We start from the raw sequence: 20,935 nt of genomic DNA on the forward strand, positions 1-20,935 counted from the left end.
AAGACCGCCGCCGGCGTGCTCGGTGGCGGCGGCGGCGGCAAGGACGACGTCGCCCAGGGCGGCGGCCAGGACGCCACCAAGATCGACGATGCGCTCTCCGCCATCGTCGCGGCAGTGGCGAACCGGGGCTAAGGACCGGCGTGTCCAACGCAAACGTCCCGGCCGGAAGCAAGCTCGGTGTCGACGTCGGCCAGGTCCGCGTGGGCCTGGCCGGGTCGGACCCGGGCGGCATCCTGGCAACCCCCATCCGCACGCTGAAGCGTGATCCCAAGAAGAACAGCGATATCCGGATCGTGGTCCGGGAAGCCGCGGAGCGGTCGGCCAGCCAGGTTTTCGTGGGCCTGCCGCGCACCATGAAGGGCGGCGACTCGGCGTCGACCCACATGGCCCGCGAGTACGCGGAACAGCTCGCGGCTGCGCTGGCGGCGGCCGGACTGGGGACGTTGGTCAGCATGATCGATGAGCGCTTGACCACGGTCAGCGCGCATCGTACCCTGCACGGCGCTGGCATGAACAGCCGCGAGCATCGTAAAGTGGTTGATCAGGTCGCGGCGGTCGAAATACTGCAGCACGCCTTGGACATGCAGCGCGCGCAGGGCCGCGACGTCGGAATCCCAGTGGCCGTGCCGGATCCGCCCCGCCAGCCGGATGACGGCGCTGGTGACGAGGAGACCAAGATTCCACGCGTAGACGACAGTGATGGTGAGAGCAGACGGTGAGCAACAGCTATCCGGAGAACCCTCCTTATCCGGAATACCGGCCCGCAGGCAGCCGCTCGAGGAGTATGAAGAGGACCATGGGACCGGCTATGCAGCCGGGAACGAGGCGTTCTACGACCAGGAACCGCCGGCCCGCAAGCGCAGCCGCCGGAACCAGATCAAGCGCCAGCGGCGCCGGCGGCGCACTATCGCGCTGCTGGTCGTGTTCGCCGTCTTTGCGTCCGCCCTCGTCGGGGTCGTGCTGTTCCTGCAGAACCTGCTCGGCATGAACGAACTCAAGGACTATCCCGGGCCCGGCGAAGGCAACGTCACCTTCACCGTTGAGCAGGGCGCAGGCCCGCTCGCCATCGCCAGCGGCCTGGTCGAGGAGGAAATCATCGCCTCCTCGGACACGTTCATCGATGAGCTGGCGAACCAGGCCGAGGGCCGCGAAGTGCAGCCGGGGGAGTACAACCTGAAGCGCAAGATGCCTGCGGCTGCCGCTGCAGCCGTGCTTCTGGCCGAGGAGGAAGGCGTCCATTACGCGGCGATCAACCGCACGTGGCGCCAGGACGAGGTGTTTGACGCGCTGTCCAAGGGCACGGGAATTCCAGTCAGCGAATTCGAGGAGCTGGCCCAGGACCCCACCGCATTCGGCTTGCCGGACCAAGCGAAGAACCTGGACGGCTACCTGTTCCCGGCCGAGTACCGCTTCCCGCTGGAGGCTACGGCTGAGGAAATCCTGACCACCATGATCGACAACACCTTCGAGCGGCTCGAAAAAGACGGCATCACGGACCCGCAGGAACAATACGAGGTCCTGACCATCGCGAGCATCATCGAAGCCGAGGCCGGCGAGGCGGACTACGGCGCAGTGGCCGGTGCTATCGAGAACCGGCTGCAGCCGGACAACACCGAAACCAATGGGCTGATCCAGTCGGACGCCACGGTGACCTACGGGCTGGGCCGCAAGGGCTACGACATCACGCCAGAGGAAAAGAAGGACAAGTCGAACCCGTACAACACGTACGCCCACACCGGCTTGCCGGCCGGCCCCATCAATTCCCCTGGCGGTCCTGCCATCGACGCCGCGGCCAATCCGGACGATGTGCCCTACTACTACTGGGTCACGGTGAACCTCGACACCGGCGAGACCAAGTTCTCCGAGACCTTGGCGGAGCACAACGCGTACACCAAGGAGTACCTGCAGTGGTGCAGCGAGCAGGAAGAGGGCCGGTGCGACTAAGCAGCCAGGACGCCGCGGCCGCCCGGCCGGTCCGCAATGGCCACCAGGCGGCCGTCCTGGGGCACCCGATCGGCCACTCCAAGTCGCCGGCGCTGCACCGCGCCGCCTACGAGCTGATCGGCTTCGACTGCAGCTACCGTGCTATCGATGTCACGCCGGAGGAACTGCCCGGCTTCGTGCGGAGCCTGCGGGCCGAGCCGGGGTGGGCCGGCCTCTCGGTGACCATGCCACTGAAGTCCGCCATGGTGGGGCAGATGGACCGTACCAGTGAACTGGTGCAGGTCCTCGGGGTGCTGAACACCGTCGTCGTAAATTACGACGGCGAGGGCAGGGTTTCGCTGTTCGGCGACAATACCGATGTGGCCGGGATTGTGGGCGCGCTGCGCCACGGGGGAGTGCGGGACGGTGCCCCTGCCCTGATCCTTGGCGGCGGCGGTACGGCAGCAGCCGCTGCGGCAGCCCTGGCGCAGCTGAACGCCTCCTCCGCTACTGTCTGCCTGCGGGATCCCGCCAAGGCCGTTGGTGTCCGCCAGGTGGCCGCCCACTTCGGCCTGCCGCTGGAGGTGCGCAGCTGGGATGAGACTGCCGCAGCAGCCGCTTCAGCCGCGACCGTAATCTCCACCTTGCCGCCGCACGGCGCGGACGCCCTTGCCTCGCTGCTGGCGGACGATCCGGTGCCGCGCGCCGGCCGGGTGCTGCTTGACGCGGCCTACGACCCGTGGCCCAGCGGCATCGCCGGCGAGTGGCACCGGCAGGGCGGCACTGTAGTCCATGGCCTGGAAATGCTGATCTACCAGGCGGTGGAACAGGTGCGGCTGTTCGCGGGGGAGCGCTTCACTGACGCAGCCGCAGTCACAAATGTGATGTGTGACGCGGTCGGCGCCCCCCGGCGCTGAACCGCTGCGGCAGGCATGGCAGTATTGATTCCATGTTGCGTTGGTTAACCGCCGGTGAATCCCATGGTCCGGCCCTGGTTGGAATTATCGAAGGCCTCCCCGCCGGAGTCGAACTGAAAATCTCGGACATCCAGGATGCCCTGGCCCGCCGCCGCCTCGGCTATGGCCGTGGTGCCCGCATGAAGTTCGAGCAGGACCAGGTAACCATCATCGGCGGTGTTCGCCACGGACTGACCCAAGGCGGTCCGGTGGCCGTCCAGGTGGGCAATACCGAGTGGCCCAAGTGGGAAAAGGTCATGTCCGCCGAGCCCGTGGATCCGGCCGAACTGGCGGATTCGGCCCGCAACGCCCCGCTGACCCGGCCGCGCCCCGGCCACGCGGACTTCACCGGCATGCAGAAGTACGGTTTTGACGAAGCCCGTCCGGTGCTCGAACGCGCCAGTGCCCGCGAGACCGCTGCCCGCGTAGCCCTGGGCACCGTCGCAGCGAACTTCCTGAAGGCCCTCGGCATCGAATTGGTCAGCCATACCGTCTCGATTGCCCGCGTCTCCGTCCCCGAAGGCAGCCCGGTACCGCACCCGCGCGACGTGATCGCGCTGGACGAAGACCCGCTGCGCTGCTTCGACGCCGAAACGTCGCTGGCCATGGTGCAGGAAGTCGACGCGGCCCACAAGGATGGTGAAACCCTCGGCGGCGTGGTCGAGGTGCTGGCTTACGGCCTGCCGCCGGGTCTGGGCAGCTACGTCCACTGGGACCGCCGGCTCGATGCCCGGCTGGCAGCGGCCCTGATGGGCATCCAGGCCATTAAGGGTGTTGAGGTCGGAGACGGCTTCCAGACCGCCGGCCGGCGTGGGTCGGAGGCCCATGACGAGATCGTCCGCGGCGACAACGGCACCATCGTGCGCTCCACCAACCGGGCCGGCGGCATCGAGGGCGGCATGAGCATTGGCGATGCACTCCGCGTCCGGGCTGCGATGAAGCCGATTGCCACGGTTCCGCGCGCCCTGCGGACCATCGACATCAGCACCGGCGAAGACGCCAAGGCGCACCACCAGCGGTCGGATGTTTGTGCCGTGCCGGCCGCGGGCGTCGTGGCTGAAGCCATGGTGGCCCTCGTGCTCGCCCAGGCGGTGACCGAGAAGTTCGGCGGTGACTCGGTCGAGGAGACGGCCCGGAACATGCGCGGCTACCTGGCTGCCATTCCGGAGTCGCTCGATTCGATCGGGAGCTAGTGCCCGTCGCAATGCCGCTGAAGTTACAGCGCCATCTTGTCCTGATCGGACCGATGGCGTCCGGCAAGTCCACCCTCGGGCAGCACTTTGCTACCCAGCATGGACTGACGTTTATCGATACCGATCGGCGGATCGTTGCCAAGCACGGGACCATCCCGTCCATCTTCGCCACCCAAGGCGAACACGGCTTCCGCGAGATCGAAGCCCGCGAAGTGGCCGCCGTGCTTTCCGCCGCCGACGAACCCAGCGTCGTCTCGCTGGGCGGCGGCGCCATCCTCGATACCGGAACGCAGCAACTGCTGGAGTCCTGCGTCGTTGTTTTCCTCGACGCCGACCTGGAAACCGTCCGGCCACGGATCGTGCGTGACACCGGGCGGCCGCTGCTGGCCGGGGATGCGGTGGAACGCTGGCAGGAGATGTCCCGACGGCGCCGTCCCACCTACCTGAAATTGGCGGACCACGTCCTGGTCACCCGAGGCAAGTCCCAACAGGACCTGGTCGAGGAGCTGTCCGCGATGCTTGAAGAAAGGCTCACACCGTGACCAACGGAACCCAGACACCGACCATCATCAAGGTCACCGGCGCGGCGCCGAACGAAAACTACGACGTCGCCGTCGGCCACGGACTGCTGGACCGGCTGCCCGGCATCCTGGGGGAGCGGGTGCAGCGCGTGCTGGTGATCCATCCACGCGCCTGCGGGCCACCGGCGATACCGTCCGCGAGGAACTTGCCGCGGCCGGCTTCACCGCCCTGACTGCCGAAATCCCGGATGCCGAAGAAGGCAAGCACATCCAGGTCGCCTCCTTCTGCTGGCAGGTGCTGGGACAGAACGACTTCACCCGGTCGGACGCCATCGTCACGGTGGGCGGCGGCGCCGTGACCGATGTCGGCGGCTTTGTCGCGGCCACCTGGCTGCGCGGAGTCAAGGTCGTGCACATCCCCACGAGCCTACTGGGCATGGTCGATGCGGCCGTGGGCGGCAAGACCGGAATCAACACCGCTGAAGGCAAGAACCTTGTCGGGGCCTTCCACCCGCCGGCCGCCGTGCTGGCCGACCTGGATGCGCTGGCGACGCTGCCGCGCAACGAGCTGCTGACGGGCATGGCCGAGGTGGTCAAGTGCGGCTTCATCGCGGACCCGGCGATCCTCGACCTGATCGAGGCCAAGCCCGAAGCCGTGGCCGATCCGCAGTCCGCCGAGGTGCGTGAACTCGTGGAGCGCTCCATTGCCGTCAAGGCCGGCATTGTTTCGGCCGATCTCAGGGAAGCCGGACGGCGCGAGTTCCTCAATTACGGCCACACCCTCGGCCACGCGATCGAACTGGCGGAACGCTACCAGTGGCGCCACGGTGCGGCAGTGTCGGTCGGGCTGGTTTTTGCCGCGGAACTGTCGCGCATGGTCGGACGCCTCGACGACGCCACCGCTGACCGGCACAAGAGCATCCTGCAGCTGCTCGAGCTGCCGGTGAGCTACCGGCGCGACCGCTGGGCCGCATTGCTGGACGGCATGAAGCGGGACAAGAAGGCCCGCGGCGACCTGCTGCGTTTCGTGGTCCTGGATGCCGTGGCCAAGCCGGGCATCCTCGAGGTTCCGGACACGTCGCTGCTGTTCGCCGCGTACCAGGAGATCGCCGACTGACCAGCCGCGGCCGCGCGGGCGGGTCGTGCTGTCCGCGCGCCGCGGCCCGGCCGAGCAGGTAGAATAGCCGGTGACCTTTTCAGGCGCTTGAATCGACGAAAGAGAAGCTGTGGCGACAACCAACGACATCAAGAACGGAACCGTGCTGGTCATGGACGGCCAGTTGTGGAACGTCCTCGAGTTCCAGCATGTGAAGCCCGGCAAGGGCGGCGCGTTCGTGCGCACCAAGATCAAGAATGTCGTCTCCGGCAAGATCCAGGACAAGACCTTCAACGCCGGCCTGAAGATCGAGACCGCCACGGTCGACCGTCGCGACTACCAGTACCTGTACAAGGACGGCGAGGACTTCGTCTTCATGGACGTCCAGGACTACGACCAGGTCACCGTCCCCGGCGCCGTGGTCGGCGACGACGAGAACTTCCTGCTCGAAAACATCAAGGTCAACATCGCCATGCACGAGGGCACGCCGCTCTACATCGAGCTGCCGGCCTCCGTGGTCATGGAAATCACCTACACCGAGCCCGGCCTGCAGGGCGACCGCTCCACCGGCGGCACCAAGCCGGCCACCGTGGAAACCGGCTACCAGATCCAGGTTCCGCTCTTCCTCGAGACCGGCACCAAGGTGAAGGTCGACACCCGCTCGGGCGACTACCTGGGACGAGTCAACGACTAGTGAGTGCACCAACTTCCGCCCGCGGCAAGGCACGCCGCCGCGCCGTCGACATCCTGTTCGAAGCCGAGCAGCGCGCCGTTCCGGCTGCCGCAGCGCTGAAGGACCGGCGGGACAATACGGACCAGGTGATCAACCCCTACACGGTGGACATCGTCGAAGGCGTGACGGCCATGCAGCCGTCAATCGACGAGTTCCTGTCCACCTACTCGCAGGGGTGGCCGCTGGAGCGCATGCCCAGTGTGGACCGCATTATCCTGCGCGTCGGGACCTGGGAACTGCTCTACAACGACGACGTTCCTGACGGCGTAGCCGTCAGCGAAGCCGTGGAACTGGCACGGACCCTCTCAACGGATGAATCGCCGTCGTTCATTAATGGCCTGCTGGGCCGGCTGCAGCAGCTCAAGCCGACGCTGCTGGCCTGAACGGCAAGCGGTTCCAAAGGCTGCAAACTTCACCGGAGGTGGTCCCCGTGATGGGGGCCACCTCCGCGGCATTCCGGGCCGTACAGACTCCGGCGCTGTGGTACGTTGGTCTACGCAACCAACCTTTAAGTCCGTCCTGTGAGGCGGGGAAGGAGGCGGCATCAGATGAACATGCCCGGCGCGGCTTCGCCGCAGTCATCGCGTGTAGTTCTCGCCGAAGCGGATATTGACCGCGCACTCACTCGTATTGCCCACGAGATTCTGGAAGCCAACAAGGGATCCCAGGACCTGGTCCTGCTCGGTATTCCCCGCCGCGGCTATCCGCTCGCCCGCCGGCTCGCGGCCAAGATCGAGGCCGCCGACGGCACGGCCAAGGCCGGCGAAATCACCGGCCAGCTCGATGTCACCATGTTCCGTGACGACCTGAAGCGCCAGCCGACCCGCGCGCCGTTGCCCACCCAGCTGCCGGCCTCCGGCATCGACAACAAAGTCGTTGTGCTGGTCGACGATGTCCTGTACTCCGGCCGCACCATCCGTGCCGCCCTCGACGCCCTGGTAGACCTCGGGCGGCCCCGGATCGTGCGCCTGGCCGTGCTGGTGGACCGGGGGCACCGCGAACTGCCCATCCGCGCCGACCATGTGGGCAAGAACCTGCCGACTTCCTCGGTCGAAAAGGTGCGCGTGCGCCTGGCCGAAACCGACAGCGTGGACGGTGCGCCGGTCAACGAAGTAGTCATTGAGGACTGGAGCGCATGAGGCATCTGCTCTCGACTGAGGACCTGGACAAAGCCGACGCGATCCGGATCCTGGATACCGCCGAGGAAATGGCCGCCGTGTCGGACCGCGAAGTCAAGAAGCTCCCTGTCCTGCGCGGCCGGACCGTAGTCAACCTGTTCTTCGAAGACTCCACGCGCACGCGCATCTCCTTCGAAGCCGCAGCCAAGCGGCTTTCCGCGGATGTCATCAACTTCGCCGCCAAGGGAAGTTCGGTCTCGAAGGGCGAATCGCTCAAAGACACCGCCCAGACCCTCGAGGCGATGGGCGCGGACGCCGTCGTGATCCGGCACTGGGCCTCCGGTGCCCCGGCCCGGCTGGCAGCCTCGGACTGGATCGACGCCGCCGTGGTCAACGCCGGAGACGGCACCCACGAGCATCCCACGCAGGCGCTGCTGGATGCCTTCACCATGCGGCGGAACTGGGCGCGGATCAACGGCACTGCTTCCGCCGGTACGGACCTTTCCGGCATGAAGGTGGCGATCGTCGGCGACGTCCTGCATTCCAGGGTGGCCCGTTCGAACCTCTGGCTGCTGCGCACCCTCGGGGCCGACCTCACCCTGGTGGCGCCGCCGACGCTGCTGCCGGTCGGCGTGGAGCAATGGCCCTGCTCCGTCAGCTACGACCTGGACGAGACCCTGGCCACCGGCCCTCACGCGGTCATGATGCTCCGGGTGCAGGGCGAGCGGATGAACGCGGCATTCTTCCCGTCCACGCGCGAATACTCGCGGCGCTGGGGATTCGACGACCGCCGGCTCGCCGCCTTGGACGCGGCCGGGGCACGGGAGACCATCATCATGCACCCGGGTCCGATGAACCGCGGCCTGGAAATCTCGGCTGCGGCGGCGGATTCGCCGCGGTCAACAGTCCTGCAGCAGGTGCGCAACGGCGTTTCGGTGCGCATGGCTGCGCTCTACCTGCTGCTTTCGGGCGAGAGCTCGTCCGCCGCACCAACCCAGGAGGCCCAACGATGACAGCAACCCCCGATTCTTCCCGGGCCTACCTCATCAAAGGCGCCGCGATCGGCGGCGGTGCCCGCACCGACCTGCTGGTCCGCGACGGCGTCATCGCCGAAACCGGGACCGGCCTGGCCGCGGCCGGGGCAACCGTGATCGACGCCGACGGCCTGGTCGCCCTGCCCGGCCTGGTGGACCTGCACACCCACCTGCGCGAACCCGGGCGGGAAGATGCCGAGACCGTGGAAACCGGCAGCCGCGCAGCCGCGCTGGGCGGCTTCACTGCCGTGCACGCCATGGCCAACAGTTCGCCGGTGGCCGATACCGCCGGCGTCGTCGAACAGGTCTTCACCCTCGGCCGCAAAGCCGGCTGGACGGATGTGCGCCCGGTGGGAGCGGTAACCGTCGGCCTGGCCGGCGAGCGTCTGGCCGAGCTGGGCGCGATGGCGGATTCCCGTGCCCGGGTCCGGGTGTTCTCCGATGACGGCATGTGCGTCCACGACCCGGTCCTGATGCGCCGCGCCCTGGAATACGTCAAGGCGTTCGACGGCGTGATCGCGCAGCACGCCCAAGAGCCCCGCCTGACGGACGGCGCGCAGATGAACGAGGGCGCCGTGTCCGCCGTCCTCGGCATGACCGGCTGGCCGGCCGTCGCCGAAGAGAGCATCATCGCCCGCGACGTGCTCCTGGCCCAGCATGTGGATTCCCGCCTGCATGTCTGCCATGTCTCCACTGCCGGCTCCGTCGAGATCATCCGCTGGGCCAAGCAGCGCGGCATCAAGGTCACGGCCGAGGTCACGCCGCACCACCTCTGGCTGACGGATGAGCTGGTACGCAGCTACGATCCGGTCTACAAGGTGAATCCGCCGCTGCGGACCGACGAGGATGTCAAGGCGCTGCGGGCCGGCCTGGCCGACGGCACCATCGACATCATCGGCACCGACCATGCGCCGCATCCGAGCGAAGCCAAGGAATGCGAGTGGGCGCAGGCGGCCATGGGCATGACCGGGCTGGAAACCGCCCTGTCGGTGGTCCAGCACACGATGATCGAATCGGGCCTGATGGGCTGGGACGATTTCGCCCGCGTGACCTCCACGGCCCCGGCCAGGATCGGACAGCTCGCCGGCCATGGACAGCCGGTGGCCAGCGGCTCGGCCGCCAACGTCACGCTGGTCGATCCGTCGGCCCGCTGGACCGTGGACCCGCACCAGATGGCGACCATGGGCCGCAACTCGCCGTTCGCTGGCCGGGAACTGCCCGGCCGCGTGGTCGCGACCTTCTACCGCGGACACCCCACCGTGCTGGACGGCCGCCTCAACACCCCGCTGGTTTCGGAGGGGGAGCAGCACTAGTGGACTACCTTGGACCAGGACTGATCACACTGAGCCTGGTGGTGGTGCTTGTCGGCCTCGTCTACATCGGCTGGCGCAACCGGTTGAAGCGGCAGCAGGACATCGCACCGCTGCCGGATGTTCCGGAGGAAACGTCCGCGCCGGCGGCGGCCTACGAGGGTCAGTATGTCGTCACGACGACGGCGGGGGACTGGCTGGACCGCCTCGCCGTCCATGGGCTCGGCATTCGTTCCTCCGCCCTGCTTCGGCTCTATCCGCACGGCGTGCTGATCGAACGCCGCGGTGCCCGCGACCTGTACGTGCCGGGCTCCGCCATCAAGGCGGTCCGCACCGAGAGCGGCATGGTGGGGAAGTTCGTCGAGCAGGACGGGCTGGCGGTCATCACCTGGACGCTCGGCGGGCGCGACGTCGACACCGCCTTCCGCAACCGCCACGCCACTGACAAGCGGCCGCTGCTGGAACACCTGAAGACTTATGTATCTGCTGTACCGGACAACGATGAGGATCTATCGTGACTGAACACCAAACCACTCCTTCTGCGGCGCTGCTGGTCCTCGAAGACGGCCGCGTCTTCCGGGGTCGCAGCTACGGCGCCCAGGGAACCGCTTTGGGCGAAGCCGTCTTCGCCACCGGCATGACCGGCTACCAGGAGACCATCACCGATCCGTCGTATGCCCGCCAGTTGGTCGTGCAGACCGCACCGCACATCGGCAACACCGGCGTGAACCGTGACGACGCCGAGTCCCGCCGCATCTGGGTGGCCGGCTACATCGTCCGCGACGCCGCCCGCCGCCCCTCGAACTGGCGTTCCGAACGGAGCCTGGACGAGGAACTCCTCGAGCAGGGCATCATCGGCCTCCAGGGCGTGGACACCCGCGCCATCACCCGGCACCTGCGCGAACGCGGTGCGATGAAGGCCGGCATCTTCTCGGGCGCTGACGCCGCACGTCCGGAAGCCGAACTGCTGGACCAGGTGAAGGCCCAGGCGTCCATGGAAGGTTCCCGCCTGGCCGAGGAGGTCAGCATCGACAACGCGTACGTTGTCGAGCCGGCCGACCACGGCTGGGAGGGCGACCCCCGCTTCTCCATCGCGGCGCTGGACTTGGGCATCAAGGCGATGACGCCGCAGCGCTTCGCCGAGCGCGGCGTGCGCGTCCACGTGCTGCCGGCCACCGCCACCCTGGAGGACATCCAGGCCCTGGATCCGGATGGCGTCTTCATGTCCAACGGTCCGGGCGACCCCGCCACTGCAGACACCCAGGTGGGCATGCTCCGCGACGTTCTGGACGCCCGGATCCCCTTCTTCGGGATCTGCTTCGGCAACCAGATCCTCGGCCGCGCCCTGGGCTTCGGCACCTACAAGCTGCGTTACGGCCACCGCGGGATCAACCAGCCGGTGATGGACCGGCGCACCGGCAAGGTGGAGATCACCTCGCAGAACCACGGGTTTGCCGTCGACGCCCCCACCGAGGGCCCGACCACTGCGCCGGAGGAACGCTTCGGCCGGGTGGAAGTCAGCCACGTCAGCCTGAACGACGACGTCGTCGAGGGCCTTGCGTGCCTCGACATCCCTGCCTTTTCGGTCCAGTACCACCCCGAAGCAGCCGCCGGCCCGCACGACTCGGCCTACCTGTTCGACCGCTTCATCGACCTGATGGAAGCGGAGCGGCAGAGGCCCGGAACTACTGACGCAGCGGACGTCTCCAAAGCCACGATTGACGCCAAGGAAGAGAACTAATGCCCAAGAGAGAAGATCTGAAGTCCGTCCTGGTCATCGGGTCCGGCCCCATCGTCATCGGACAGGCCGCCGAATTCGACTACTCGGGCACCCAGGCCCTGCGCGTGCTGAAGGAAGAGGGCCTGCGCGTCATCCTGGTCAACTCCAACCCGGCGACGATCATGACGGACCCGGAGTTCGCCGACGCCACGTACGTCGAGCCGATCACTCCCGAGGTGGTCGAGAAGATCATCGCCAAGGAACGCCCGGATGCGGTGCTGCCGACCCTCGGCGGCCAGACGGCCCTGAACACCGCCATCGCCCTCGACAAGAACGGCGTGCTGGAGAAGTACAACGTCGATTTGATCGGCGCCAACATTGAGGCCATCGAGCTGGGCGAGGACCGCGAGAAGTTCAAGGGCGTCGTGGAGCGCTGCGGCGCCGAGTCCGCCAAGTCCGTGATCGTGCACTCCATGGATGAGGCGCTCAAGGCCGCCGACGAGCTCGGCTACCCGATGGTGGTGCGCCCGTCCTTCACCATGGGCGGCCTGGGCTCCGGCATGGCCTACAACGAACAGGACCTGCGCCGCATCGCCGGTGCCGGCATCCAGTACAGCCCGACCAGCGAGGTGCTTCTGGAGGAGTCCATCCTCGGCTGGAAGGAATACGAACTCGAGATGATGCGGGACAAGAACGACAACGTCGTTGTGGTCTGCTCCATCGAGAACTTCGACCCGGTCGGCGTGCACACCGGTGACTCGATCACGGTCGCTCCGGCCCTGACGCTGACGGACCGCGAGTACCAGAACCTGCGCAACATCGCGATCGCTGTGATCCGCGAAGTCGGTGTGGACACCGGCGGCTGCAACATCCAGTTCGCGATCGAACCGGACACGGGACGCGTCGTCGTTATTGAGATGAATCCGCGCGTCTCCCGCTCTTCCGCGCTGGCGTCGAAGGCCACGGGTTTCGCGATCGCCAAGATCGCGACCAAGCTCTCGCTCGGCTACACGCTGGACGAGATTCCCAATGACATCACCCAGAAGACCCCTGCGTCGTTCGAGCCCACGCTGGACTACGTCGTCGTGAAGGTCCCGCGGTTCGCTTTCGAAAAGTTCCCCGCGGCTGATCCCACCCTGACCACCACGATGAAGTCCGTGGGCGAAGCCATGGCGCTGGGCCGCAACTTCACCGAGGCGCTGCAGAAGGCGCTGCGGTCGCTGGAGCAGAAGGGCGCGCAGCTGACCTTCGATTCGGTGAACGACTTCGAGGTTCCGGAGCTGCTGGAGAAGTCCAAGGTGGGCTCCACCGAGCGCCTGTCCATGGTGCAGCGGGCCCTGCTGGGCGGTGCCACCGTTGAGCAGGTTTACGAGGCGACCGGCATCGACCCGTGGTTCCTGGACCAGCTGCAGCTGATCAACGAGGTGGCCGCCGAGATCCGCAAGGCGCCGGCGCTGACCGAGGACATCCTGCGCCTGGCCAAGCGGCACGGCTTCTCCGACGAGCAGATCGGCAAGCTGACCAATACCGCGGAAGCGGTGGTCCGCGGCGTCCGCCATGCCCTCGGCATCCGGCCCGTCTTCAAGACCGTGGACACCTGCGCCGCCGAGTTCGCCGCCTACACGCCGTACCACTACTCCTCCTACGACGAGGAGGACGAGGTCGAACTGCACGCCAAGCCGTCGGTGATCATCCTCGGCTCCGGCCCCAACCGGATCGGCCAGGGCATCGAATTCGACTACAGCTGCGTGCATGCCACCATGGCGCTGCGCCAGGCCGGCCATGAGACGGTCATGATCAACTGCAACCCGGAGACGGTGTCCACCGACTACGACATCTCCAACCGGCTCTACTTCGAGCCGCTCACGCTGGAGGATGTGCTGGAGGTCATCGCGGCCGAAGAGCGCACCGGTGGCGTGCTGGGCGTCTTCGTCCAGCTCGGCGGGCAGACTCCGCTGAAGCTGGCGCAGGCCCTGGCCGACGCCGGCATCCCGATCCTGGGCACCTCGCCGGAGGCCATCGACCTGGCCGAGCACCGCGGCGCCTTCCAGCGCGTCCTGGACGGCGCGGGCCTGGTCTCGCCGAAGAACGGCACGGCGGTCAGTTTCGACGACGCGAAGAAGATCGCGGACGAGATCGGCTATCCGGTGCTGGTCCGCCCGTCCTACGTGCTCGGCGGCCGCGGCATGGAAATCGTCTACGACGAAGCGCAGCTTTCGCACTACATCGCCAACGCCACGGAGATCACCGACGACCACCCGGTGCTGGTGGACCGCTTCCTGGAAGACGCCATCGAAATCGATGTCGACGCCCTGTACGACGGCAAGGACCTCTACGTCGGCGGCATCATGGAGCACATTGAGGAAGCCGGCATCCATTCCGGCGACTCCGCCTGCGTCCTGCCCCCGATCACCCTCGGCGCCGACGTGCAGGCCCGCGTAGCGGAGGCAACCCGCGCCATCGCGGCCGGGGTTGGCGTGCGCGGCCTGATCAACATCCAGTTCGCGCTGGCCTCGGATGTGCTCTACGTGATCGAGGCCAACCCGCGTGCTTCCCGCACCGTGCCGTTCGTCTCCAAGGCCACCGGCGTCCAGCTGGCCAAGGCCGCGGCGCTGATCGGCACCGGCGCGACTATCCACCAGCTGCGCACGGCATACAAGATGCTGCCCGAGACCGGTGACGGTTCGCGGCTGCCGCTGGATGCTCCGGTCGCCGTGAAGGAAGCCGTCCTGCCGTTCAGCCGCTTCCGCACGCCGGAAGGTACGGTCGTGGATTCCCTGCTCGGCCCGGAGATGCGCTCCACCGGCGAGGTCATGGGCATCGACAAGTACTTCGACACCGCGTTCGCGAAGAGCCAGTCCGCGGCCAATAACCCGCTGCCCACCCGCGGAAAGGTCTTTGTCTCGGTCGCCAACCGGGACAAGCGGTCCATCGTGATGCCGGTCAAGCACCTGGCCGATCTGGGCTTCGAGATCGTCTCCACCGGAGGCACCGCCGACGTGCTGCGCCGCAACGGGATCCAGGCCACCGTCGTGCGCAAGGTCCGCGAGGGCAGCGCCGACGGCGAGTCCAACATCGTGGACCTGATCACCGACGGTTCGATCGACATGATCCTCAACACCCCGTCCGGCGGCGAGGCCCGCGGCGACGGGTACGAGATCCGCGCGGCCGCCACCTCTGTGGGCACCCCGATCATCACCACGGTGGCCGAGTTCGGCGCCGCCGTCCAGGCGATCGAGGCCATGCGCCAGTACGAGTGGGACGTCACGAGCCTGCAGGAGCACGCCGCGAAGCTGAAGGCGACCGCAGGTGCCTGAGCCCGCCGCTTTCGGCGCGCGGCTTGAGGTTGCCATGCGCGCGCGCGGCCAGCTGTGCGTGGGGATCGATCCGCACCCTGCCCTGCTGCAGGCGTGGGGATTGAACGACGACGCCGGGGGCCTGGAGCGCTTCTCCCTCACCGTCCTGGAGGCGGTGGGGGAGGTGGCCGCTGCGGTCAAGCCCCAGGTCGCGCTGTACGAACGCCACGGTTCACGCGGCTTGGCTGTCCTGGAGAAGGTGCTGGCCGAAGCAGCCGCTGCCGGAGTGCTGACGATCGCCGACGCCAAGCGCGGCGACATCGGCTCGACCATGGCCGCGTATGCCCAGGCGTGGCTGGGCGAAGGCTCGCCGCTGGCGGCGGATGCGGTCACGTTGAGCCCCTACCTGGGCTATGAGTCGCTGCGCCCCGCACTGGACCTCGCGGCGCAGACCGGCCGCGGCGTATTCATCCTCGCCCTGACGTCCAACCCGGAGGGCGCCAGCGTGCAGCATGCCGGCGGCAGCGACTCGGTGGCACGCAGGATCGTGCGGGCGGCTGCCGAAGACAATGCCGCCGCCGGCGCGGCCGGAATGCTGGGATCGGTCGGCCTCGTTATCGGAGCTACCGTCGGGGACGCCCCGGCCGAACTGGACCTGGACCTGGCCGCGCTCAACGGCCCGGTGCTGGCTCCGGGCCTCGGCGCACAGGGGGCCACCGGGGCTGATTTGCGCCGGACTTTCGGCCCGGCGTTCGGTCAGGTACTGGGTACGTCGAGCCGGGATATCCTCAAGGCCGGCCCGGATGCTGCCGCCCTGCGCGAGGCTGCGCTGCGCACCCTGGAGATGGTCGCCGCGTGAGCTCGGGAGCCTGCGGCGGCCCTGCCGGGAGGCATTGATTTCCCCCGGGCTTGCCGTTAGGTTCAGTGCAAGTGGAATAGCTCCAAGCCGCGGCCGGCGGCCCGCAACGATGTGGAGAAGCCAGTGAGTCTGAAACCGTTGACGGACAGTGAACGAACGGCAGCCCGCAACAAGGCCACCGCGGCCCGGGCAGAGCGCGCCGAAGTCAAGGCCAAGCTCAAGGACGGCCGCACCAGCATCTCCGAAGTCATTGAGTCGGCGAAAACCACGGAATCGATCGGCCGGCTCCGCGTCGCTGAACTGCTTGAAGCACTGCCCGGCATCGGGAAGGTCCGCGCCGCCGGGATCATGGAATCCGTCGGGATCGCACCGACCCGCCGGGTGCGCGGCCTAGGGGTCCACCAGCGCAAGGCGCTGATCGACCTGCTGGAACCGCGTTGAACTGCTATAGATGGAAAGCATGTCTGAAAAACCCCGCCTGACCGTCCTCGCCGGCCCGACCGCCGTCGGCAAGGGAACGGTCTCAACCTTCATCCGCGACCACTACCCGCAGGTCTGGCTCTCCGTTTCGGCGACGACCCGAGCCCCGCGCCCCGGGGAAGTCGACGGTGTCCACTACTTCTTCGTCTCCTCGGAGGACTTCGACAACCTGGTCGCGCAGGACGCCATGCTCGAGTGGGCCGTCGTCCACGGGCGCAACCGCTACGGCACGATCCGCAGGACAGTCGAGCAGGCCATGGCGGAGGGCAAGTCCGTCCTGCTGGAGATCGACCTGCAGGGCGCCCGGCAGGTCAAGCAGACGATGCCGGAGGCGAACTTCGTGTTCCTGGCGCCGCCGAGCTGGGATGAAATGGTCCGCCGGCTGGTCGGCCGGGGCACCGAGACACCGGAGGAACAGCAGCAGCGGCTGGAAACCGCTAAACTGGAACTTGCTGCCGAATCCGAATTCGACCACACCGTCATTAATGACGACGTCCAACGGGCGGCGGAAGAGCTTGTTTCGCTGATGGGACTCGTGCCGAACCCGCGTTAGGCACCGGAAAGACAGCGGAAAAGATTACCTACAGAATTTTTGGAGAATAAGTGTCGACCAACCTCGAAGGCATCATCAATCCGCCGATCGACTCCCTGCTGGAGACTACGGACTCGAAGTATGCCCTGGTGATCTACGGCGCCAAGCGCGCCCGCCAGATCAACGCCTACTACTCGCAGCTGCACGAGGGGCTGTTCGAATACGTCGGACCGCTCGTCGATACCAAGCTGAACGAGAAGCCGCTGTCCATTGCCCTGCGCGAGATCAATGAGGGGCTGCTGGTTTCCAAGCCGGTAGAGAAGAACGACTAGCAGGTTCGGAACGGACCTGGCGGAGCAGGCATGCGGATCATCCTTGGCGTGGGCGGCGGTATCGCCGCCTACAAGTCCGCATTCCTGCTCCGTTTGTTTAAGGAAGCCGGACACGATGTCACGGTGATCCCCACCGAGGCCGCCCTGTCCTTCGTCGGCCAGGCGACCTGGGAGGCGCTCTCCGGCCATCCGGTTTCCACCACCGTGTTCGACGCCGTCGATACCGTCAACCACGTCCGGCTCGGCCAGGAAGCGGACCTGGTGGTTGTTGCTCCGGCCACTGCGGACCTGCTGGCCCAAGCCGCTGCCGGCCTCGCCGGGGACCTGCTGACCAACACGCTGCTGGCCACCCGAGGGAAAGTCGTCTTCGTACCGGCGATGCACACGGAAATGTGGCAGCACCCCGCTACCCAGGCCAATGTCGCCCTCTTGCGCAGCCGCGGCACCGCCGTGATGGAGCCGGCCAGCGGCCGGCTGACCGGCAAGGACACCGGCCCCGGCCGGCTGCCGGACCCCGAGGACATCTACGCCTTCGCCCTGGACCAGGCCGCTGCTCCTCGGTCCGCGGCAGCAGCCAACATGCCGCTGCTGGGCAAACGCGTTGTCGTGACAGCCGGCGGGACCCGGGAGCCGCTGGATCCTGTCCGCTATCTGGGCAACCGCTCCTCCGGCAAGCAGGGAGTCGCCTTGGCCCGTGCCGCAGCCGCTGCCGGCGCCGAGGTGGAACTGGTCGCCGCGCACATGGACGTGGCTCCGCCCGAGGGCGTCAAGACCACCCGGGTGGAAACCGCCCTGCAGCTGCGGAGCGCCGCCATCGACGCCGCCGAGCGGGCGGACGTCGTCATTATGGCCGCCGCCGTCGCGGACTTCCGGCCGGCCGAAACGGCTGAAACCAAGATCAAGAAGCGTGACGACGCAGCGGACCCGGTAATCACCCTGGTGCGCAATCCCGACATCCTGCAGGAGCTGGTCCGGCTGCGCAGCGACAGCGGACAGGGCCCTGCCCTGATCGTCGGATTCGCCGCTGAAACCGGGGACAGCCGCGGCGACGTGCTCGAGTACGCCCGCCAGAAGCTCCGGCGCAAGGGCTGCGACCTGCTGGTGCTCAACCAGGTGGGCCGTGATCTCGTTTTCGGACAGGACAGTACGACTGTCAGCATCCTCCGGCAGGCCGGAGGAGAACCGCGGACATTCAGCGGCACCAAGGACGAGGCTGCCGGGATGATCATCACTGCGGTTGCGGACGAACTGGCCTAAGACGTTCCGCAGCGCAGAACCGTCGGTGCGAGCAAGTAAAGTAGGGCTGTGACTTCTTCAGCTACCCCCTTGCGGCTTTTCACGTCCGAGTCCGTGACGGAAGGCCACCCGGACAAGATCTGCGACCAGATTTCGGATGCGATCCTCGACGCACTGCTGCGCGAAGATCCCGAGTCGAGGGTCGCCGTCGAAACCCTCACCACCACCGGCCTGGTCCATGTTGCCGGCGAAGTCACCACCCAAGGCTACGTGGAGATCCCGCAGATCGTCCGGGACACGATCCTCAACATCGGCTACAACTCCTCCGACAAGGGGTTCGACGGCGCCCGCTGCGGCGTCTCGGTGTCCATCGGCCAGCAGTCCGCGGACATCGCTGCCGGTGTCTTCAACTCGTACGAGGCCCAGCACGGCATGGTCGAGGACGACTATGACGTCCAAGGCGCCGGGGACCAGGGCATCATGTTCGGCTACGCGAGCGATGAAACCGACGTTTTCATGCCGGCGCCGATCTGGCTGGCCCACCGGCTGTCCGAGCAGCTGACGGAGGTCCGCAAGTCCGGCGTCCTGCCGTACCTGCGCCCGGACGGCAAGACCCAGGTCACGGTAGGGTACGACGGCGACAAGCCGGTTTCGGTGGAAACGGTCGTGGTCTCCACCCAGCATGAGGCCGGTGTGGACCTCGAGCATCTGCGCCGCGACGTTGCCGCCAAGGTGATCGAACCGGTGCTGGCCGGTTCGAACCTGGAGGTCTCGAATGTGCGCCACATCCTCAATCCGAGCGGCGAATTCGTCATCGGCGGCCCGGTCGGCGACGCCGGCCTTACCGGCCGGAAGATCATCGTGGACACCTACGGCGGGATGGCCCGCCACGGCGGCGGCGCCTTCAGCGGCAAGGACCCCTCGAAGGTGGACCGCTCGGCAGCCTACGCCATGCGCTGGGTCGCCAAGAATGTGGTGGCCGCAGGCCTGGCCCGGCGCGCGGAGGTCCAGATCGCGTACGCCATCGGCATGGCCCGTCCGGTGGGCATCTACGTGGAGACCTTCGGCACGGAAACCGTGGATCCGCTGCGGATCGCGGACGCCATCCACGAAGTCTTCGACCTGCGGCCGCTGGCGATCATCAACGACCTGCAGCTGAAGCGTCCGATCTACCTGCAGACCGCCGCGCATGGCCACTTCGGCCGCGAGCACCACAACTTCACCTGGGAACGGACCGACCGGGCGGACGCACTGCGCAGCTACTTCAACGCCTGAGCTCTGTCCCGATGCCGCAGGATCCAGGCGCGGACCAAGCCGTCCAGCTCTCCCTGCTGCAGGGCTTCGGCGCGCCGGCACAACCACCGGGGATGCCTCAGCCGGCGGCCGAGGACCCGGTGGCGGAAGTGCTCATCGAATCCGCCGTCCCGCACCTCGACCGCGCCTTCGACTATCTCGTGCCGGCAGAACTCGCCGCGGAGGCGGTGCCGGGCGCAAGGATCAAGGCACGCTTCGGTGCGCAGGAAGTCACCGGCTTCATCACGCGGCGCAAGGCGGAGGCGGCCGAGGGCATCAAGCTGAGCCGGCTCGCCAAAGTGGTCTCCGCCCAGCCGGTGCTGACGCCCCAGCTGCTGCAGCTCGCCAACGCTGTGGCGAGCCGATACGCCGGCACGCTCAGCGACGTCGTCCGGGCCGCGATTCCGCCCCGGGTCGCCCGCGTGGACAAAGAGTTCCCGCAGGCCGCGGAGCCTGCAGAAGCCGGAGGACAGGGCGGCGCGCGGGAACAGGGGCCGCATCCGGAGCTCTGCTTTGCCGGGTACCCTGCGGCAGGATCGTTCCTGGCGCACTTGGCCGCGGGCGGGTCCCCGCGGGCGGTACTGTCAGCGCACAAGTCCTACGGCGCCGCAGCATGGGCCGCCCAGCTCTCCGCCGCCGTCACAGCCATGCTCAGCAGCGGCCGCGGCGCCGTGGTGGTGGTGCCGGATGCGAAGGACCTGGCGATGCTGGGTGCCGAACTTGAGCGGAGCATCGGTGCCGAAGCGTTCGTCCGGCTCACCGCCGAAGACGGGCCCACTCCGCGCTACCGCAACTACTTGAAGCTGCTGCATGGTCACGCCAAGGTGGCCATCGGAACCCGTTCCGCTGCATTCGCGCCCATGGCGGAGCTGGGGCTTGTCGCGATCTGGGAGGACGGCGACGACCTGCACGTCGAACAACGCGCGCCCTACCAGCACGCCCGCGAAGTCCTGCTGCTGCGCGCCGAACAGGCCGGCTGCGCAGTGCTGCTGGGCGGGATCAGCCGCAGCACCGAGAGCCAGCGCCTGGTGGAAACCGGCTGGGCGCAGCCGCTCCAACCGGAACGATCTGCCGTCCGGGCGGCTGCCCCGCGCGTGGTCAATACCGCCGACTCCTTCCAGCAGGAACGGGACCCGCTGCTGCGGCACGCCCGTCTGCCCCAGGAGGCATGGCGCGCGGCCAGGGAGGGGCTGGAACGCGGCCCGGTACTGGTGCAGGTGGCCCGGACCGGCTTCGCGCCGGCCATCGCCTGCCAGGACTGCCGCACGCCGGCCCGCTGCGCCCAGTGCCAGGGGCCGCTGGC

General features: G+C 67.6%; 20 protein-coding genes and 2 pseudogenes. All 22 read left to right on the forward strand.

Going from position 1 to position 20,935, the window contains the following annotated elements:
* Positions 1-132, forward strand: a 132-nt coding sequence (locus D477_RS23840) for a DHHA1 domain-containing protein (RefSeq protein WP_005268267.1), incomplete at its 5' end; no start/stop codon positions are given.
* An 8-nt stretch (positions 133-140) separates the two neighbouring features.
* The gene (gene ruvX / locus D477_RS06790) at positions 141-719 is read left to right on the forward strand and encodes a Holliday junction resolvase RuvX (protein ID WP_005268268.1); all 579 of its coding nucleotides are present in this window, start codon (positions 141-143) and stop codon (positions 717-719) included.
* A complete protein-coding gene (mltG, locus tag D477_RS06795; RefSeq protein ID WP_005268269.1) occupies positions 700-1,944 on the forward strand; it encodes an endolytic transglycosylase MltG in 1,245 nt (414 codons plus the stop codon). Before ruvX ends, mltG begins: the two co-directional genes overlap by 20 nt.
* Positions 1,935-2,840, forward strand: coding sequence for a shikimate dehydrogenase (locus tag D477_RS06800; protein ID WP_005268270.1), 906 nt, complete (start codon positions 1,935-1,937; stop codon positions 2,838-2,840). Before mltG ends, D477_RS06800 begins: the two co-directional genes overlap by 10 nt.
* A 32-nt stretch (positions 2,841-2,872) precedes the next feature.
* Positions 2,873-4,072 carry a chorismate synthase gene (aroC, locus tag D477_RS06805; RefSeq protein ID WP_005268271.1) on the forward strand — a complete coding sequence of 400 codons (1,200 nt, stop codon included), beginning with the start codon at positions 2,873-2,875 and terminating at the stop codon, positions 4,070-4,072.
* Between the two features lie 53 nt (positions 4,073-4,125).
* Positions 4,126-4,614, forward strand: coding sequence for a shikimate kinase (locus D477_RS06810; protein ID WP_237740724.1), 489 nt, complete (start codon positions 4,126-4,128; stop codon positions 4,612-4,614).
* Positions 4,611-5,710: pseudogene (gene aroB / locus D477_RS06815) on the forward strand (3-dehydroquinate synthase). Before D477_RS06810 ends, aroB begins: the two are co-directional and overlap by 4 nt.
* Positions 5,711-5,819: 109 nt before the next feature.
* Positions 5,820-6,383: an elongation factor P gene (gene efp, locus D477_RS06820; RefSeq protein WP_005268273.1), complete on the forward strand. Its 564-nt coding sequence runs from the start codon at positions 5,820-5,822 to the stop codon at positions 6,381-6,383.
* The gene (gene nusB / locus D477_RS06825; RefSeq protein ID WP_005268274.1) at positions 6,383-6,805 is read left to right on the forward strand and encodes a transcription antitermination factor NusB; all 423 of its coding nucleotides are present in this window, start codon (positions 6,383-6,385) and stop codon (positions 6,803-6,805) included. The genes efp and nusB overlap by 1 nt, the downstream gene beginning before the upstream one ends.
* Before the next feature lie 165 nt (positions 6,806-6,970).
* The gene (gene pyrR / locus D477_RS06830; RefSeq protein WP_005268275.1) at positions 6,971-7,561 is read left to right on the forward strand and encodes a bifunctional pyr operon transcriptional regulator/uracil phosphoribosyltransferase PyrR; all 591 of its coding nucleotides are present in this window, start codon (positions 6,971-6,973) and stop codon (positions 7,559-7,561) included.
* Complete coding sequence (locus D477_RS06835; RefSeq protein WP_005268276.1) at positions 7,558-8,553, forward strand: aspartate carbamoyltransferase catalytic subunit; 996 nt, start codon at positions 7,558-7,560, stop codon at positions 8,551-8,553. The genes pyrR and D477_RS06835 overlap by 4 nt, the downstream gene beginning before the upstream one ends.
* On the forward strand, positions 8,550-9,887 hold the full coding sequence (locus D477_RS06840) for a dihydroorotase (RefSeq protein ID WP_005268277.1): 1,338 nt from the start codon (positions 8,550-8,552) through the stop codon (positions 9,885-9,887). The genes D477_RS06835 and D477_RS06840 overlap by 4 nt, the downstream gene beginning before the upstream one ends.
* Positions 9,887-10,402: a PH-like domain-containing protein gene (locus D477_RS06845; RefSeq protein ID WP_005268278.1), complete on the forward strand. Its 516-nt coding sequence runs from the start codon at positions 9,887-9,889 to the stop codon at positions 10,400-10,402. Before D477_RS06840 ends, D477_RS06845 begins: the two co-directional genes overlap by 1 nt.
* A complete protein-coding gene (gene carA / locus D477_RS06850) occupies positions 10,399-11,625 on the forward strand; it encodes a glutamine-hydrolyzing carbamoyl-phosphate synthase small subunit (protein ID WP_005268279.1) in 1,227 nt (408 codons plus the stop codon). Before D477_RS06845 ends, carA begins: the two co-directional genes overlap by 4 nt.
* Positions 11,625-14,921: a carbamoyl-phosphate synthase large subunit gene (gene carB / locus D477_RS06855; protein WP_005268280.1), complete on the forward strand. Its 3,297-nt coding sequence runs from the start codon at positions 11,625-11,627 to the stop codon at positions 14,919-14,921. The genes carA and carB overlap by 1 nt, the downstream gene beginning before the upstream one ends.
* Complete coding sequence (gene pyrF, locus D477_RS06860; protein ID WP_005268281.1) at positions 14,914-15,759, forward strand: orotidine-5'-phosphate decarboxylase; 846 nt, start codon at positions 14,914-14,916, stop codon at positions 15,757-15,759. Before carB ends, pyrF begins: the two co-directional genes overlap by 8 nt.
* 123 nt (positions 15,760-15,882) lie before the next feature.
* Positions 15,883-16,200, forward strand: a complete 318-nt coding sequence (gene mihF, locus D477_RS06865; protein ID WP_043846003.1) for an integration host factor, actinobacterial type — start codon at positions 15,883-15,885, stop codon at positions 16,198-16,200.
* 19 nt (positions 16,201-16,219) lie between these two features.
* Positions 16,220-16,792, forward strand: a complete 573-nt coding sequence (gmk, locus tag D477_RS06870) for a guanylate kinase (RefSeq protein WP_005268283.1) — start codon at positions 16,220-16,222, stop codon at positions 16,790-16,792.
* Between the two features lie 50 nt (positions 16,793-16,842).
* Positions 16,843-17,103 carry a DNA-directed RNA polymerase subunit omega gene (rpoZ, locus tag D477_RS06875; protein ID WP_005268284.1) on the forward strand — a complete coding sequence of 87 codons (261 nt, stop codon included), beginning with the start codon at positions 16,843-16,845 and terminating at the stop codon, positions 17,101-17,103.
* A 30-nt stretch (positions 17,104-17,133) separates the two neighbouring features.
* Positions 17,134-18,360 carry a bifunctional phosphopantothenoylcysteine decarboxylase/phosphopantothenate--cysteine ligase CoaBC gene (gene coaBC / locus D477_RS06880; RefSeq protein WP_005268285.1) on the forward strand — a complete coding sequence of 409 codons (1,227 nt, stop codon included), beginning with the start codon at positions 17,134-17,136 and terminating at the stop codon, positions 18,358-18,360.
* Between the two features lie 48 nt (positions 18,361-18,408).
* Complete coding sequence (gene metK, locus D477_RS06885; protein ID WP_043846005.1) at positions 18,409-19,614, forward strand: methionine adenosyltransferase; 1,206 nt, start codon at positions 18,409-18,411, stop codon at positions 19,612-19,614.
* An 11-nt stretch (positions 19,615-19,625) separates the two neighbouring features.
* Positions 19,626-20,935: pseudogene (locus D477_RS06890) on the forward strand (primosomal protein N'); the annotation flags it as partial.

It is taken from the genome of Arthrobacter crystallopoietes BAB-32, assembly GCF_000328305.2.
GTDB classification, from domain to species: Bacteria; Actinomycetota; Actinomycetes; order Actinomycetales; family Micrococcaceae; genus Crystallibacter; species Crystallibacter crystallopoietes_A.